The following is a 15,886-nucleotide window of genomic DNA, read 5'->3' as shown; positions in this document are numbered from 1 at the left end:
TCAAATGAGACGAAGGGTTGTTTTGGTCACAGATGGAGATGAATATGCAAAGCGGACAATTGAGCTTTTAACAAAGGAATTTGGGGGAAGGTGTATTTCAGCATCACAAAGTAATCCAACCAAATTGACAGGGAAAAAAGTTGTTGAGCTTATTATGCAAACGCCATATGACCCTGTATTTGTCATGTTTGATGACAGTGGATTTATTGGAGAAGGATCTGGTGAGAAGGCTTTAAAATATGTGGCTACCCATAAACAAATTGATGTGCTCGGAATTTTAGCAGTAGCGTCTAATACGCATCATTGGGAATGGGCACGTGTAGATGTAAGTGTAGATCGGAATGGGAATTTAACCGAATACGGTGTTGATAAATTTGGACTTCCAGATGGTGAAATTGGCAGGATTAGTGGAGATACAATATATTGCTTAGACGATTTAAATGTTCCTGTCATTGTTGGAGTTGGTGATATTGGTAAAATGTGCGGGAATGATGAATGGGAGAGAGGGTCACCTATTACTAGAAAAGCGATTCAATTAATTTTGGAAAGGAGTGGTTTTTATGACGAAGCCTAAAAAGGTGGATATCCCTATATCAACTTTCATAAGTGACAATGAAAATTATTTAAAGCAGACAGTTGGACTAGGCGTTACATACGATGTTGGCATTCGTAAATTTCAAATTTTGAATAAAGAAATTGGTGTGTTATTTGTAAACGGACTTTGTGATACAAATTATATTATCCCTATTTTAGAAGAAGCGGTGGATACAAATGAGATAAGGGATGTAGAAGAAGATACAGTGAAGCTTTTAGAGAATCGCTTAATCCATCAACAAGTAAGCAAAGTGAAAACGATGGATGAGGTAATGCTCCAAGTATTATCAGGACTCATTGTGATATTTGTGGAAGGTGAAACGGAAGCGTTCGCGATCGATGTTCGTAGTTATCCAGGGCGAACACCGACAGAACCAGATACCGAAAAGGTAGTACGCGGTGCGAGGGATGGGTTTGTTGAAAATATCGTTGTAAATACAGCATTAATTCGTAGAAGAATTCGAGATCCACGTCTTCGAAATGAAATTATTCGAGTAGGAGATAGATCACAAACGGATATTTGTATTACATACGTTCAAGATGTTGCAAATCCAGACTTAGTAAAGATTATAAAACAAGAATTAAATAACATCGATGTAGATGGAATTACGATGGCGGATAAAACAGTAGAAGAATTTGTTGTAAAGCAAAGCTATAACCCATTCCCACTTATTCGATATACAGAAAGGCCAGATGTAGCAGCAAATCATCTACTAGAAGGGCATGTGTTAGTGCTCGTTGACACATCACCAAGTGCTATGATTACACCGACAACATATTTTCATCATTTACAGCATGCGGAAGAATTTAGACAAAATCCAGCTGTCGGTACATTTTTACGCTGGGTGCGCTTTTTAGGTGTTATATTCTCGTTATTTTTATTACCATTTTGGCTAGTGTTTGTATTTGATCCAACTCTTTTGCCAGCAAATCTTGCTTTTATTGGACCGACTAAGATGACGCATTTACCAATTTTATTACAGGTGTTAATGGCAGAGGTCGGACTTGAGTTTTTAAGGATGGCAGCCATTCATACTCCAACGCCGTTATCGTCTGCAGCAGGGTTGATTTCCGCTATATTAATTGGTCAAATTGCAATTGATGTAGGTTTGTTTGTGCCAGAAGTAATTTTGTATGTAGCGGTTTCGATGATTGGTGCATATGCAACACCGAGTTATGAATTAGGATTAGGGAATAAGGTTGGGAAATTGTTTGTTATTATTTTAACAGGTCTCTTCCATGAGATGGGATTTGTAATTGGTATGACGATATTAATTTTATTTTTAACGTCTATAAAAAGTTTACAAACACCTTATTTATGGCCGTTTTTACCATTTGATTGGGGCGCGTTAACAAAAATTTTACTCCGTCCAACAATGTCTAGTTTAAAAGTACGACCAAGTATTGTAAGACCTCAAAATGTAAAAAGACAAAAATAAACGGGATTATACACCCGTTTATTTTTTTTAGCAAAAATTTATTGTTTTTTAACAAAAATCACACATTTTTTGTGTACACTTAGAGTAGATATTGTGTATGGAAGGGGAAGAGGACATGATTAAATTATTTGTAAGTGATTTAGATGACACGCTCGTTTACGATGTGAATCATATGCAAAAAGAAGATGAACGTGCGCTGTGTTGGTTAGCTGAGAAAGGGACAAATATTTGTTTTGCCTCTGGCCGCTTTACACATAGAATTGATGAAGTTGTAAAAAGGTTTTCATTCCCATATTACACAACAGGCTTAAATGGAGCGACAATGTTACTTCCGGATGGGGATTTATTCCATGAATCGAGTTTTGAAAATACGGTTGCCCAGGAAATATATCGATATATACATAAAAAAGGACTAGCGGATATTGTTTGTGCAAATGAGCAGCGATATACAAAAAGGAAAAATGAACAACACCATAATTTTGAAGCGTATATGGGTGTGCATATCGCTGAAATTGAAGCGTTAGAAGAAGAGTTTGGTAAGACTGTGCACCCTGCAAAATTGTTTGTTTTTGGAGAAGAAGAGAAAATTGTGACGTTAGATCAAGAGCTACGAGATACGTTTCAAGGCGAAGCGGAAGTTTTTATATCAGGTAAACGCTATGTTGATATTATGCCAAGAGGCGTGAGTAAGGGTAGTGCTCTAAAGCGACTAATGGACCATTTGCAAATTGAAGCAAATGAAGTTGCTTGTATTGGAGATTCTTTCAATGATATTTCTATGTTTGAAGTAACCCCGCATTCATTTACTCTTCATCATGCCCATCCATATGTAAAGGAGAAAGCAAATCATATAGTGCGTTCGGTTGAAGAGGCTGTTATGAAATTACCGTTACTTGTATAAAAAAGAAGCCCGTCACTGGCGGGCTTCTTTTTTACTTGAATAAAGATTTAACAAAATCAATGATACTTGAGAAGAAATCTTTCACTTTATCTAGAAAACTTTGTCCTTCTTCAGATCCTAAAAAGGCAGAAACGTGTTCTTTTGCTTTGTTTAATTGACTACCAACTTGATTCCAATCGATATTAAGATTTTTCATTTTATCAAATAACGATACTAAGTTATCTAACTGTTCATCTGTTAATGTAATGCCTAATTGATCAGCAATTTTTTTAATTAATGAACGTAAATCTTCTGTTGTTTTTGGCTGTTCTTTTGCAATTTCTTCTTTAATTTTTGCAACAAGTTGAACTGCTTTTTCTTCACCAATTTTATCACCAAGCTGGGCTGTTTGTACCATTTCTTCATTCGCTACTTTTTTAACTTCTTCAGGAATTTGTTTATTGGACGCAGTTTCATATGCTTTCATTAATCCAGTTAAAGCTGCAGTTCCTGAAACTTTAAAAGGTGCGTTAATTTGAATTTCTGCATCTTTTACACCTGCTGTAATCAAAGCGTTAGTGTACATTGCATCTGTTACCCAGTTAATGTTCTTTGATCGTACAATAAGACCAGATCCTGGTTTAGTGTATGTAATCATAGAAGAAGAAATTGCTCTCGTACCAATTTGTGCTTTTGGAACAATGCCTTCTAGAAATTTATGTTCTTCCGCATTAGATACAGTAATAATTGTAGCATCTTTCGGTGCTTTCATTTCTTTTAACAGATCTTGTTTTTGTTGTTCGGATAAGTTCTCTCCTAGTGTAACAATTGATTCTCCCTCGATGATGTCTGCAAATGAAGCTGTTGGCATCATAAATACCGTTACAGCTAATAGCAGAGCTAATAATTTCGTTCTCACGAAAAATCGCTCCCTTTCTCTTTCTAAAATTTTCGGGCAACAAAGTTATTATAGTATATATTTCTTATTTGTCACCTAGCTTTTTCCACATTTCAAAAAAGAAGTATCTAGATTGTCGGATTCTTTTTGTTTCTAGTCATGAATGTGGTAATATAGTGCTGAGATAGTTGAAAGGAGACATATACATATGAAAACTTTAGGATACATATTAATGGAAAACGGTGAAAAAATCGACTTGGAATTTTTCCCAGAAGAAGCACCGAAAACAGTAGAAAACTTTAAAAAATTAGCAGAGCAAGGATTTTATGATGGTGTTACATTCCACCGTGTTATTCCTGGCTTCGTAAGCCAAGGTGGAGACCCAACAGGTACAGGTGCAGGTGGCCCAGGTTACTCTATTCCATGTGAAACTGATGGAAACCCTCATAGACACCTTGTCGGATCACTTTCTATGGCTCATGCTGGCCGTAACACAGGCGGTAGCCAATTCTTTGTTGTTCATGAGCCACAGCCACATTTAGATGGCGTTCATACTGTATTTGGTAAAGCAACAAGCGGTATTGAAACAGTATTAAAAATGCGTCAAGGCGATGTAATGAAAGAAGTTAAAGTTTGGGAAGAATAAGGTAAGGGAAAAGAGAGCTTTTGCTCTCTTTTTTTACTTTTAAATGGGACGGGGTACTTCTTCTGCAGCTCATCATACAAGTAGTATTGTTGCTAAAATATATTGCTTGTGAGAACAAACCTTTAACAAATTACATAGAATACATTACATTATATGTTTCAATAAATATTTTTTGTTATATTAATTTTGCTAGAAGTGTGCTGCTTTAGGGTAACTATTAATGAAGTGATATTGAATGATATGTTTCTTTCCATTCCATATAAAATTTTCTTTTTTTAACTCTATTTATTAAAGGAATAGTGCTGAAACATAGATTTGACTTTCTTCTTTTCGCTTTGTATGATTATCAAGTTGTTTTAGGCTCTTCTCACTCTGTTGAAAATATTGTAAAATGAATATGATATGAAAAGAGTGATTGAGGGGATTACTAGTTTGTAACTTTTGTAAGAAGGGATAAGGGTTATGTTAATTCGTTTTAAAAAAAGTTATGAAAAAATTGCAATGGGGCTTCTTTCGTTTATGCCAACTGAAAAAGATGTGAAAACATTACAATTGACAATGAAAGAATATGAAGCAAAAGATGATTGGCAATTGTATTTGTGGAAAGAGAATGAAGATTTTGTTGGAATAATGGGGATTGTAAAAAAAGAGAATCAAGTATTAGAAATTCAGCATTTGAGTGTCAACCCATCTCACCGTCATGTAGGGATTGGGACAAAGATGGTTCAAGAGTTAAAGAGTAAATTTCTTGAGTTTACAATTTGCGGAAATGAGCAAACAGCAAGTTTTTGCGAAAAATGTAAAGGGCTAGAACAAAATATACATTCGTGAAAGCAGGGATAAGTAGTTTATTATCTCTGCTTTCTTTTTTGTAATTGTTCATTTCGTTCAGTAATGACTTCTGTGCGATCACGCATAGTATGCTTGTTTATAATATATTCACTTGGGATAGCATTCAAATCTTTCCAAGGGAGGTTTTGTTTTTGACATAACTCTGTGCACTGCTTCTCTAACGATGGATCTGATAAGGGTAAAAATAAAGGTACAAAACGTTCTTTTTTATGGATAGATTGCAATCTTTCATTGAGCAAGGAAAGAAGTTGTACTTGATTAATTCCTAAACGTTGTAAAGACACACCGCTTTTTTCTAAAATTGTGATTGCGCTTTTCATCATTTTTGTAGAACCATTCCAGTTATCACGTCTTTGGTGGTATAAAGAAACTGCAATTTGAATGAGACCAACTAAGTAATGATCACGATTCCCTCGTGGTTTTGTCTTCCAGTACTCTTCTAGTATTTCGTGGCATTCAAAATAGTCGTAATCTCCTTGGAAATGAATTAAAAATTGTATGTATTCGGTAGGATACATGTTTTCTCGCCCCTATCTAACGGTTATACATATAAGTGTATCATAGAAATATGAACAATAAACGACTAGGAGATTTCCCCCTAGCCGTTATTGTTCATATTAGCAGAAGCAAGCTGCTCCTACAATAATTAGTAAAATAAACAGTACAACAAGTAATGCGAACCCACCGCTAAAACCACAATCAACGTGACCCATAGTTTTTTGACCTCCTACATTGTTCTTACTACACTGTTATCATATGAAGTGGTGGGCATGATGACATAGGCATCGGTCTATTTTTAATTAAATTTCTTAAAAAGGTTGGATAGAACATGAGTATGCTCTATACTTATGTTGTTATAGAAAAAATGTGGTGGGATGCTTTGTGCAATATAATTTTAAAGTAGAGGCTTTTGAAGGGCCTTTAGATCTATTGTTACATTTAATACATCGTTATGAAATTGATATATATAATATTCCTGTAGCAGATATTACAGAGCAATATTTATCTTATGTGCATACGATGAAAGAACTTCAATTAGATGTTGCAAGTGAGTATTTAGTAATGGCCGCAACGTTATTACAAATTAAAAGTAAAATGTTGTTGCCGAAACATGAAGAAGATGTACTTGATAACGGTGATGATTTTATAGATGATCCTCGTCAAGAATTGATGGAGAGGTTAATTGAATATAAGAAATATAAGCAAGTTGCTACTGAGTTAAAAGAAAGAGAACAAGAAAGAGCACAGCTATATACACGTCCACCAATTGACTTTACATCGTTGCAACAAGAAGAGGAGACAAGCTTGCCTCTTGATGTTACGTTATATGATATGCTAGCGGCATTTCAAAAATTAATGCGCCGTAAAAAGGCAAAAAAACCTGTAACAACACGTATTACTCGTCAAGAAATACCAATTGAACAGCGAATGACTGATATTTTAAAGCAGTTAAAAATAAAGGGTGGTCGCCAAAGTTTTTATGATTTATTTGTTGATGATGAACGTGAAATAATGGTCGTAACATTTTTAGCAGTTCTGGAACTTATGAAAAATCAACAAATCATAATTGAGCAAGAACATAATTTTGATGAAATTTTCGTATCAAGCTCTAATAAATCTGCATAGGGCAAGTATGTGAAATTGGGATAAAAACACTTTATCTCATGCTATGTTTTAATGTATCGTTTGGAACAAGAGAAAAAATATTGAACCGAACGCATTGATTGTGATTCGGTTTTTTGATGTGTATTTTTATGGGAAAATAGAAGGAAGGAGCTCGTGAAATGGATAGGAAAGAACAAAAGTCAATTATTGAAGGCCTTTTATTTGTTTCTGGTGATGAAGGGATTTATCCAGAACAAATAGCGAAAGTTCTTGAAATTGAAATGAATGAAGTAATGAATATTTTAGAAGAAATGCAACAAGAATGTGAAGGTGCAAACCGTGGTTTGCAAATTGTACAGTATGCAAAAGTATATCGTTTTGCTACAAAGAAAGAACATGCTTCATATTATCAAAAACTAATAGATACACCAACAGCTGCTTCGCTCTCACAAGCTGCCCTTGAAACGTTAGCGATTGTTGCATATCGTCAACCAATCACAAGGACTGAAATGGAAGAGATTAGAGGAGTTAAAACCGATAAGGCGTTACAAACGTTGGTTTCCCATTTACTTATAAAAGAAATGGGAAGGGCGGAAGGACCAGGGCGTCCTATTTTATACGGAACAACAAAAGAATTTTTGGACACATTTGGATTGAAAACATTAGATGATTTACCCCCGCTTTCTGAAGAGAATGAACAAATGAATGAAGCAGATTTATTCTTCGGTTCCTTACAAGAGATATCGAAATAAAAGCTTAGCATTTTGCTAAGCTTTTTTTGTATATCAATTATTTACAGTGCCATACTAAATGAAAAAAGGAGACGAGTTATGAGAGGTATGCGGATTATTCTATTATTAGTTTCTGTTTTATTATGTTTTTCTTTAAATAGCGCATCAGCTAAAAGGTATATGATGTCCATTCATACTACGTCTCCTTTACATATGCATCGGCAACATCTTAGTAAAATGAAAGTGAGCTTTTTAAAAGTGGGGCAAGGTGATGCAACACTTATCATAATGCCAAACGGACAAACAATGTTAATTGATGGAGGACCTTATGAAGCAGGAGAGGTTATTATTCAGAAATTAATTGAGAAAGGGATTAATCATTTAGATGTAATTGTCAGTACGCATCCCGATATGGATCATATAGGGGGGCTAATTCCAATTGTAGAGCAAATGCCGGTATCGCTTATATTAGATAGCGGAAAAACATATAGTTCTCTTACTTATCATACATATCGGAATAATATTAAAAAAAGAGGGATACCTTTCGTTTCAGTAAAGGAAGGGCAATATATACCGCTGGATCCACATGTTTCTATACAAGTATTAAACAATGGGAAATCAAAAGATGAAAATAATGAATCCTCAATTGTTTTGAAGGTACGATATGGAAAAGCGGATTTTTTATTAATGGGTGACGCGGATGTACGGACAGAACATGAAATATTAAAACAATTTGATGTACATGCAGATGTTTTAAAAGTGGGGCATCACGGCTCGTATACTTCAACAAGTGAAACGTTTATAAAAAAAGTGGAACCGCAGTTTGCTATTCTGTCTTATGGGAGTAGTAATCCGTATGGACATCCTCACCAAAGTGTAGTAAAACGCTTAAAAAGGCACGGTATAATGGTATATAGAACGAATAAACGTACAGTAGAAATAGAAACAGATGGTGAACATGTTATGTTAGAGTCTAGCGGGTTAATGCCATTGTTGAAGTGACTTCTATATTAGGGGTGGATACTGTCCCTTTTTGGAAAAATGAATACTATATATTATAATTATAATGGACGTAAGAAATTTCCTTTTTTGTTGAATAAAAAGGAAATTTCATTAGAATGTATAGACAACTACTCGTGCATATATTAAGATGGAACTAGGCGAATAAGGTAATAATAACAAGTAGGTATTTCATGGGAAAGGATCGATGAAAATGAAAACGCAAATTGTCATCAATGCCAAAATTTACACAGGTCAAGAAATAGTGGAAAACGGATTTATTCGTTACGCAGAAACCATTAAAGAAATTGGTTTGATGGCTCAATATGTACCACAAGAAAATGAAACTGTTTTTGATGCTACAGGGAAGATTGTAATTCCAGGTATGATCGATGTTCATATTCATGGTGGATACGATATTGATGCGATGGATGCAAATAGCGATGGGTTAGTAACTCTAGGTAAAGAAATGTTAAAAGAAGGGGTTACAACTTACTTCCCAACAACAATGACACAAGCTCCAGAGGCAATTGAAGCAGCGCTAACTGCTGCGAAAGAAGCAAAAGAAAAAGGAGCACATTTCGAATATATTCACTTAGAAGGACCTTATGTTTCAAAGAAACGTGCAGGTGCACAACCACTTGAACATATCGTTCCTGCAAATATTGAGCAATTTAAACAATGGCAAGAAGCAAGTGGGAATTTAATTAAATTAGTAACATATGCACCAGAAGAAGAGGGAGCATTAGAGTTTGAACAATATCTTACTGAAACTGGTGTAGTTGGCACAATGGGGCATACAGATGCAATTGATGCGCAACTAAAAAATAGAAAGATTACACATGCGACACATTTATACAATCAAATGCGTGGATTACATCACCGTGAGCCAGGAGTTGTTGGTCATGTGTTATTAAATCCAGATGTAATGGTTGAAGTAATTACAGATGGTATTCATATTCACCCTGATATGGTGAAATTAGCATATAAGTTAAAAGGACCGAAAAAAGTAAGTGTTATTACTGACGCAATGCGCGCAAAAGGTCTTGAAGATGGATTATATGAGCTTGGCGGACAGCCGGTACATGTAAAAGATGGTAGTGCTCGATTAGAAGATGGAACGTTAGCTGGTAGTATTCTAAAAATGGATCAAGCTTTCCGAAATGTAATTGAATTTACAGGTTGTTCAATCGAAGATGCAGTACTGATGACATCAGTTAACCAAGCAGAAGAGTTTGGATTAAATAATAAAGGTGCATTAGCGGTAGGAAAAGATGCAGACTTTGTTGTGATGAATGAAGATTTACATGTATATGATACGGTTCGTTTAGGAATTCATATGAAGGAAGGGAAGTAATTAAATGAATATTCTTGTTGTAAAAACTCCAGAAGAACTAGCAGAAGTAGGTTATAAATTAATTGAAGAAGTTGTAAAAACAAAAGAAAATCCAACATTAGGAATGGCTACAGGAAGCTCTCCATTAGGTATTTATGCAGAAATGCGAAAAAATAAACTTGATACAAGCCGTGTAACCACTGTAAACTTAGATGAGTACGTAAATTTACCACATGAAGATAAAAACAGCTATCACTATTTCATGCAAGAACAGTTGTTTGATCATCTTCCATTTAAACAAACTTATGTACCAAACGGGATGGCAAGTGATTTAGAGGAAGAATGCAAACGTTACGAGGGCATTCTAGCTGCTAACCCAGTTGACCTACAGATTCTTGGAATCGGTGAAAACGGTCACATCGGATTTAACGAGCCAGGAACACCGTTTAATTCTCCAACGAACATTGTTGAATTAACAGAATCTACACGCCAAGCAAACCTTCGCTTCTTCGAAAAAGAAGAAGATGTGCCAACTCATGCGATTACAATGGGAATTGGAAGCATTATGAAAGCGAAACAAGTTCTACTTGTAGCTATGGGTGCTAAAAAGGCAGAAGCTGTTAAAGAATTATTGCAAGGTGAATATAGTGAAGAGTGTCCGGCTACAGTTTTACAACGTCATCCGAATGTAACCGTAATCGCAGATCAAGAAGCTCTATCTTTATGCAGTGAGGCGATTGCTGATGAACATCGACAAGTATTCACCATTTCCGATCTATTATCAGATTCAAGAGTGGGTGAAACAGCTAATTGAGGACGGCGAATGGAAGCCGGGAGATAAAATCCCATCTGAGAATGAACTTTGTGATAAGTTCGAAGTGAGTCGTATGACAATCAGACAGGCGATTAATAATTTAGTGGAACAAGGCTATTTATATCGGAAGCGTGGAATTGGAACATTTGTCCAACTTCCGAAAGTGGAACAAAAATTGCAAGGAATGACGGGATTCACAGAAGACATGATTTCTCGTGGGATGAACCCAAGTAGTCAATTACTTAGTTTCCGCCTAGTTCCAGCTACTGCTAAAATAGCAGACCGGTTGAGAATACAGGAGGGGGAATCGGTTTATGAAGTGAGGCGTATTCGCTTAGCTGATGATGAACCGATTGCTTTTGAGACGACATATTTGTCGCCAGCTCTTGTAAAAGATATTAACGAAGAGATATTGCAACAATCTTTATATGAACATTTAGAGAAAAAACTGGGCTTTAAACTTGTTAGCGCTACTCAGTCAATTGAAGCTTCTGTTGCAACGGAAAATGAAGCTGAACATCTGCATATTCCTAAAAAGGCGCCTGTACTTGTAATGCGTCAATGGTCATATTCAGAAGGTGAGATACCGCTAGAGTACGTGAAATGTATTTATCGTGGAGATCGTTATAAATTTATTACGAATATTGCACGTAACAAATAGTATATTTCAGTTTGTGAAGTACAGTGGAAATGAAAATGGATAACATGTAAAGAAATAAAAATACGACTCATCCTTATAAGGAATGAGTCGTATTTTTATTATGAGCAATTACGTGGTTAACAGCATCTTTGACGTGATTTACTACATAGTGAGCGTGTTTTTTCACTGCATCATCGGCTTGCGACATAGCAAAACTGTGAGGAGTTAAAGAAAACATAGGAATATCATTGTAAGAATCCCCTATACAAGCAATTTCCTCAGGTTTTATTTGAAACTCATTTAATAAAACAGAAATGGCAGAGCCTTTACTAACATTCGGTGGCATTACATCTAAACATTGTTCTGCTGAGATGAAAGTACTAACTTTCCCGTGGAATTTTTCATCAATTTTTTTCTGAAGGAGTTGTAAGCTCTCCTTTGTTCCACCGACAGAAATTTTATTTGGGAAAATTGTATCATCAATCTTCTGTAGTAAGTTTGGTTCTTCAACAGAAGTCATTGTTACTTGTTGTTCAAGTTCTTGAATAAAAGGTGTTTTCTCTTCAATGTAATAATTATGCTCATCACTTACATAACGGAAATAAGGATTTTCATTCGTCATAGCTAACAAATCGGGAAGTATGCTGGAATCAAAAGTTGCAGATAATAGTTGTTTATTTTCATGTGTATATACAAAAACACCATTTACACTAATACGATGAAAATTTGTATTTACAGCTTTCATTAAGTCTGCAATTTCATTATCAAGTCTTCCGGAAGCGAAGCAAAGAATAACATTTTGCTCGGCGAGGCTGCGTAGTGCCGCAACATCTTGCTCATCAATAAGACCTCCGTGTTGCATCATTGTACCATCGATATCACTTACAAACATTTTAATCATGTTGTTATCTCCTTTCTATGTACAGTTGCTCTTACATTATACGCATCATATATAAACATGTCTAAAAAATGAATTTTTATTAAATGGCAGATGTTTTACATTGACGACAAAGAAGAATATTCTGTAACATAAAAGTAGGCTATTTAAGTACGAGGGTGGTGTTATATGAATAATTATCTGGAAATTAAAAAAGTCTTAAATAATAATGTCATCATTGCTAGCCATCCTGAACACGAGGAAGTAGTAGTGATTGGTAAAGGAATTGGATTTGGGAAAAAAGCGAAAGATGTATTGGAGCAAGAACAAATCGAAAAAATGTTTGTCTTAAAAAATGAACGTGATCGTGAACAATATAAATTATTAGTGCCGCATGTTAGTGAAAAATTAATTGAATTGATGAACGATATTATGCTGTACATTCAAGAAAAAGCAAAATCTCCACTAAATGAACATATTCATATTGCGTTAACAGATCATATTTCATTTGCAATTAAAAGGTTAAAACAAGGACTTACAATTGATAATCCTTTTTTAGTTGAAACAAAAATGCTCTATCCAGAGGAATATGAAATTGCTGAAGGTGTTGTAGAACTTTTAAATTCTCGTTTGCAAATTACATTGCCAGAAGGAGAAATTGGTTTTATTGCACTTCACATTTACAGTTCGCTTACAAATTCTGATTTATCTTCAGTTAATCAAAACTCCCGTCTCATTGCACAACTTGTATCTTTAATTGAGACAAACTTACAAATTACATTAGATCAAGAGAGCATTCATTATTTACGCCTTATTCGTCATCTTCAATATGCTATTGAGAGGGTGAAAAAAGGAGAAAAAGTAGAGGAATCGCAAAGTTTTGCTGATTTATTAAAGGCGGAGTATCCAGTTTGCTATAACGTGGCTTGGAAGCTAGTTAAGGTCATGCAAAAAGAGTTGCAACTACCTGTATATGAAGCTGAAAGTATTTATTTAACGATGCACTTGCAACGCTTAGTAAAGGCAGAGCATGTGTAAAAAGTCATATATTTTTGTCTAAAATGAAAACGTTAAAAAAAATGATTGAATCGCTTACAATAGTTATGTATAATAACTATTGCAAAGTTATACAAATTTCGACAAACAGATTAAGGAGAGTAACGAAAACGTTTGCCTTAATTATAGTGAACTTATACGTAAACCTATTTTTGACACGTGTTACTGATTCGATCAGGCATGAGTGGAGAAAAGTAAGGAATGTAAGCTAGAGAAAGGGATATACTACCCTTTGTATAGCTATCGTTCTATCTTTTTTTCCTCATGTCTTTTTGGCGTTTGTCGGAAGGTATCAATATAGATAAGAGAGGAAGGGTTTCCATGTTTAAGAAGATCTTTGGTGTTCTTCAAAAAGTCGGAAAAGCGTTAATGCTTCCAGTAGCGATTTTACCGGCGGCAGGTATTTTACTTGGATTTGGTAATGCATTTCAAAATCCACAGTTAACAAATGTTATTCCTGCTTTAAAAGCAGATTGGTTCGTAATGGTTGCAAAAATTATGGAACAATCTGGTGATATTATTTTCGCTAACCTTGCATTATTATTCGCAGTTGGGGTAGCAATTGGTTTAGCTGGTGGAGACGGAGTAGCTGGTTTAGCAGCATTCGTCGGCTACTTAATTATGAACAAAACGATGAGTGTGTTCTTAGAAGTAGATAAGCTAGTGAAAGTAACAAGTTCTGGAGCAGACCCAGTAAAAATTGGATTTGCAGATCCAGCGTATGCAAACGTATTAGGTATTCCGACGCTACAAACAGGGGTATTTGGTGGTATTATCGTCGGTATAGTAGCGGCATATTGCTATAATAAATACTTCAACATTGAATTACCATCATACTTAGGTTTCTTTGCAGGTAAGCGTTTCGTACCGATCGCAACTGCAACATTCTCTTTAATAGTAGGTATTATCATGTGCTTCGTTTGGCCATACATTCAAGGTGGCTTAAACACGTTCTCACATCAAATGATTGATGCGAATAGAACAATCGCAGCATTTATATTCGGTTTAATTGAACGTTCATTAATTCCATTTGGACTACACCACATTTTTTATTCGCCGTTCTGGTTCGAATTCGGTCAGTATACAAATGCAGCTGGCGAATTAATCCGTGGTGACCAAAAAATCTTTATGGCACAGTTAAAAGACGGTGTAGAATTAACGGCAGGTACATTTACAACTGGTAAGTATCCGTTCATGATGTTCGGTCTTCCAGCAGCAGCTTTAGCAATGTATCATGAAGCACGTCCAGAAAATAAAAAATTAGCAGCAGGTATTTTAGGTTCTGCAGCATTAACATCTTTCTTAACAGGTATTACAGAGCCACTTGAATTTTCATTCTTATTCGTAGCGCCAGTATTATTCGGAATTCATGCTGTATTTGCTGGTCTATCATTTATGACAATGCAAATTTTAGGTGTTAAAATTGGTATGACATTCTCTGGTGGTTTAATTGACTTCCTATTATTCGGTGTACTACCAGGCCGTACAGCATGGTGGTGGGTAATTATTGTTGGTCTTGTACTAGCAGTTATTTACTACTTCGGATTCCGCTTTGCAATCCGTAAATGGAATCTAAAAACACCTGGTCGTGAAGAGGCAAATGCGAATGACGGTGCAGGAAAAGCAGAAGCAGGCGAACTTCCTCGTGAAGTATTAGTAGCACTTGGGGGTAAAGAAAACATTGCTTCTTTAGATGCTTGTATTACTCGTTTACGTGTTCAAGTTAACGAACAAAAGAATGTAAATAAAGACCGCTTAAAAGAACTTGGAGCAGCTGGTGTACTTGAAGTTGGAAATAACATTCAAGCTATTTTCGGACCGAAATCTGACACGTTAAAATCACAAATTCATGATATTATGTCAGGTCGTACACCTCATGCTGAAAAAGAAGAACCTGTAAAAGTGGAAGAAACTCCTCAAAAAGTTGATGAAAATGAAACAATTGTATCACCAATTGAAGGGAAAATCTTACCAATTACAGAAGTGCCTGACCAAGTATTCTCAGGAAAAATGATGGGAGATGGATTTGCAATTGAGCCAACTGAAGGAACAGTAGTTTCTCCAGTTAACGGTGAGATCGTTAATGTATTCCCTACAAAACATGCGATTGGTATTCAATCTGAAGGCGGAAAAGAAATTTTGATCCACTTCGGTATTGATACTGTAAAATTAAATGGTGAAGGTTTTGAAGCGCTTGTAGCACAAGGCGACAAGGTGAAACAAGGCCAACCATTATTAAAAGTAGATCTTGCATTTGTAAAAGAAAATGCACCATCTATCATTACACCAATTGTCTTTACAAACTTACAACAAGGGCAACAAGTCGAATTGAAAAAAGATGGAAATGTTAAGAAGGGCGAAACCGCTATTATTGACATTCAGTAGGAATTTGACGCAAAATGTTTATAATTATAATAGGCGATGTGGTTGACCGAACATCGCCTATTATATACAATAGATGATGTAGTACTCACGTCTATACAACTAAAAAATACTGTAATTTAAAGGAGATAAATTAT

At 35.4% G+C, this 15,886-nt stretch carries 17 protein-coding genes; 13 read left to right on the top strand and 4 right to left on the bottom strand.

From position 1 onward, the window contains the following. Positions 1–4 precede the first annotated feature (4 nt). From DOS87_RS22565 to DOS87_RS22555, 3 genes are all read left to right on the top strand, one after another. Positions 5–574 carry a stage V sporulation protein SpoVABEA gene (locus DOS87_RS22565; protein WP_001254416.1) on the top strand — a complete coding sequence of 190 codons (570 nt, stop codon included), beginning with the start codon at positions 5–7 and terminating at the stop codon, positions 572–574. Beyond that, on the top strand, positions 561–2,033 hold the full coding sequence (gene spoVAF, locus DOS87_RS22560) for a spore germination protein SpoVAF (RefSeq protein WP_000165593.1): 1,473 nt from the start codon (positions 561–563) through the stop codon (positions 2,031–2,033). The genes DOS87_RS22565 and spoVAF overlap by 14 nt, the downstream gene beginning before the upstream one ends. A gap of 97 nt (positions 2,034–2,130) precedes the next feature. After that, positions 2,131–2,934, top strand: coding sequence for a Cof-type HAD-IIB family hydrolase (locus DOS87_RS22555; RefSeq protein WP_002082221.1), 804 nt, complete (start codon positions 2,131–2,133; stop codon positions 2,932–2,934). 31 nt (positions 2,935–2,965) lie between these two features. Here DOS87_RS22555 and DOS87_RS22550 read toward each other — a convergent pair whose 3' ends face one another. Beyond that, positions 2,966–3,832 carry a DUF1002 domain-containing protein gene (locus DOS87_RS22550; protein WP_001259343.1) on the bottom strand — a complete coding sequence of 289 codons (867 nt, stop codon included), beginning with the start codon at positions 3,830–3,832 and terminating at the stop codon, positions 2,966–2,968. A 187-nt stretch (positions 3,833–4,019) separates the two neighbouring features. Here DOS87_RS22550 and DOS87_RS22545 point away from each other — a divergent pair, with 187 nt between their 5' ends. Next, the gene (locus tag DOS87_RS22545; protein WP_000853784.1) at positions 4,020–4,457 is read left to right on the top strand and encodes a peptidylprolyl isomerase; all 438 of its coding nucleotides are present in this window, start codon (positions 4,020–4,022) and stop codon (positions 4,455–4,457) included. 462 nt (positions 4,458–4,919) lie between these two features. Further along, positions 4,920–5,288, top strand: a complete 369-nt coding sequence (ribT, locus tag DOS87_RS22540; protein ID WP_000908401.1) for a GNAT family N-acetyltransferase RibT — start codon at positions 4,920–4,922, stop codon at positions 5,286–5,288. A gap of 20 nt (positions 5,289–5,308) precedes the next feature. Here the strand turns inward: ribT and DOS87_RS22535 are convergent, their stop codons facing one another. Together DOS87_RS22535 and DOS87_RS22530 are read right to left on the bottom strand one after the other, a co-directional pair. Then, positions 5,309–5,827 (bottom strand): DUF309 domain-containing protein, encoded by a 519-nt coding sequence (locus DOS87_RS22535; protein ID WP_000283612.1) that lies wholly within the window; start codon positions 5,825–5,827, stop codon positions 5,309–5,311. 99 nt (positions 5,828–5,926) lie between these two features. Further along, the gene (locus DOS87_RS22530; protein WP_000510194.1) at positions 5,927–6,022 is read right to left on the bottom strand and encodes a YjcZ family sporulation protein; all 96 of its coding nucleotides are present in this window, start codon (positions 6,020–6,022) and stop codon (positions 5,927–5,929) included. A gap of 169 nt (positions 6,023–6,191) precedes the next feature. Here DOS87_RS22530 and scpA point away from each other — a divergent pair, with 169 nt between their 5' ends. From scpA to DOS87_RS22500, 6 genes are all read left to right on the top strand, one after another. Continuing rightward, positions 6,192–6,935 (top strand): segregation/condensation protein A, encoded by a 744-nt coding sequence (gene scpA, locus DOS87_RS22525; protein ID WP_001199753.1) that lies wholly within the window; start codon positions 6,192–6,194, stop codon positions 6,933–6,935. 158 nt (positions 6,936–7,093) lie between these two features. Further along, entirely contained in the window at positions 7,094–7,666 is a 573-nt protein-coding gene (scpB, locus tag DOS87_RS22520; protein WP_000375173.1) for a segregation/condensation protein ScpB, read from the top strand. 78 nt (positions 7,667–7,744) lie between these two features. Further along, complete coding sequence (locus tag DOS87_RS22515) at positions 7,745–8,647, top strand: ComEC/Rec2 family competence protein (RefSeq protein WP_001214828.1); 903 nt, start codon at positions 7,745–7,747, stop codon at positions 8,645–8,647. 211 nt (positions 8,648–8,858) lie between these two features. Further along, the gene (gene nagA, locus DOS87_RS22510; protein ID WP_002082222.1) at positions 8,859–10,001 is read left to right on the top strand and encodes an N-acetylglucosamine-6-phosphate deacetylase; all 1,143 of its coding nucleotides are present in this window, start codon (positions 8,859–8,861) and stop codon (positions 9,999–10,001) included. Positions 10,002–10,005: 4 nt separating this feature from the next. Continuing rightward, positions 10,006–10,794 carry a glucosamine-6-phosphate deaminase gene (gene nagB, locus DOS87_RS22505; RefSeq protein WP_001024215.1) on the top strand — a complete coding sequence of 263 codons (789 nt, stop codon included), beginning with the start codon at positions 10,006–10,008 and terminating at the stop codon, positions 10,792–10,794. Continuing rightward, on the top strand, positions 10,724–11,455 hold the full coding sequence (locus DOS87_RS22500) for a GntR family transcriptional regulator (protein ID WP_014894892.1): 732 nt from the start codon (positions 10,724–10,726) through the stop codon (positions 11,453–11,455). Before nagB ends, DOS87_RS22500 begins: the two co-directional genes overlap by 71 nt. A gap of 73 nt (positions 11,456–11,528) precedes the next feature. Here DOS87_RS22500 and DOS87_RS22495 read toward each other — a convergent pair whose 3' ends face one another. Next, entirely contained in the window at positions 11,529–12,335 is an 807-nt protein-coding gene (locus tag DOS87_RS22495) for a Cof-type HAD-IIB family hydrolase (RefSeq protein ID WP_000594250.1), read from the bottom strand. A gap of 165 nt (positions 12,336–12,500) precedes the next feature. Here DOS87_RS22495 and glcT point away from each other — a divergent pair, with 165 nt between their 5' ends. Continuing rightward, a complete protein-coding gene (glcT, locus tag DOS87_RS22490) occupies positions 12,501–13,349 on the top strand; it encodes a glucose PTS transporter transcription antiterminator GlcT (RefSeq protein WP_001067323.1) in 849 nt (282 codons plus the stop codon). Positions 13,350–13,688: 339 nt separating this feature from the next. After that, positions 13,689–15,752, top strand: a complete 2,064-nt coding sequence (gene ptsG / locus DOS87_RS22485) for a PTS glucose transporter subunit IIABC (protein ID WP_000473175.1) — start codon at positions 13,689–13,691, stop codon at positions 15,750–15,752. Positions 15,753–15,886: the final 134 nt, after the last annotated feature.

The organism is Bacillus sp. CR71, from assembly GCF_003429245.1.
Taxonomy (GTDB): domain Bacteria; phylum Bacillota; class Bacilli; order Bacillales; family Bacillaceae_G; genus Bacillus_A; species Bacillus_A thuringiensis_S.
This window is presented reverse-complemented; position numbering and strand designations above follow the sequence as displayed.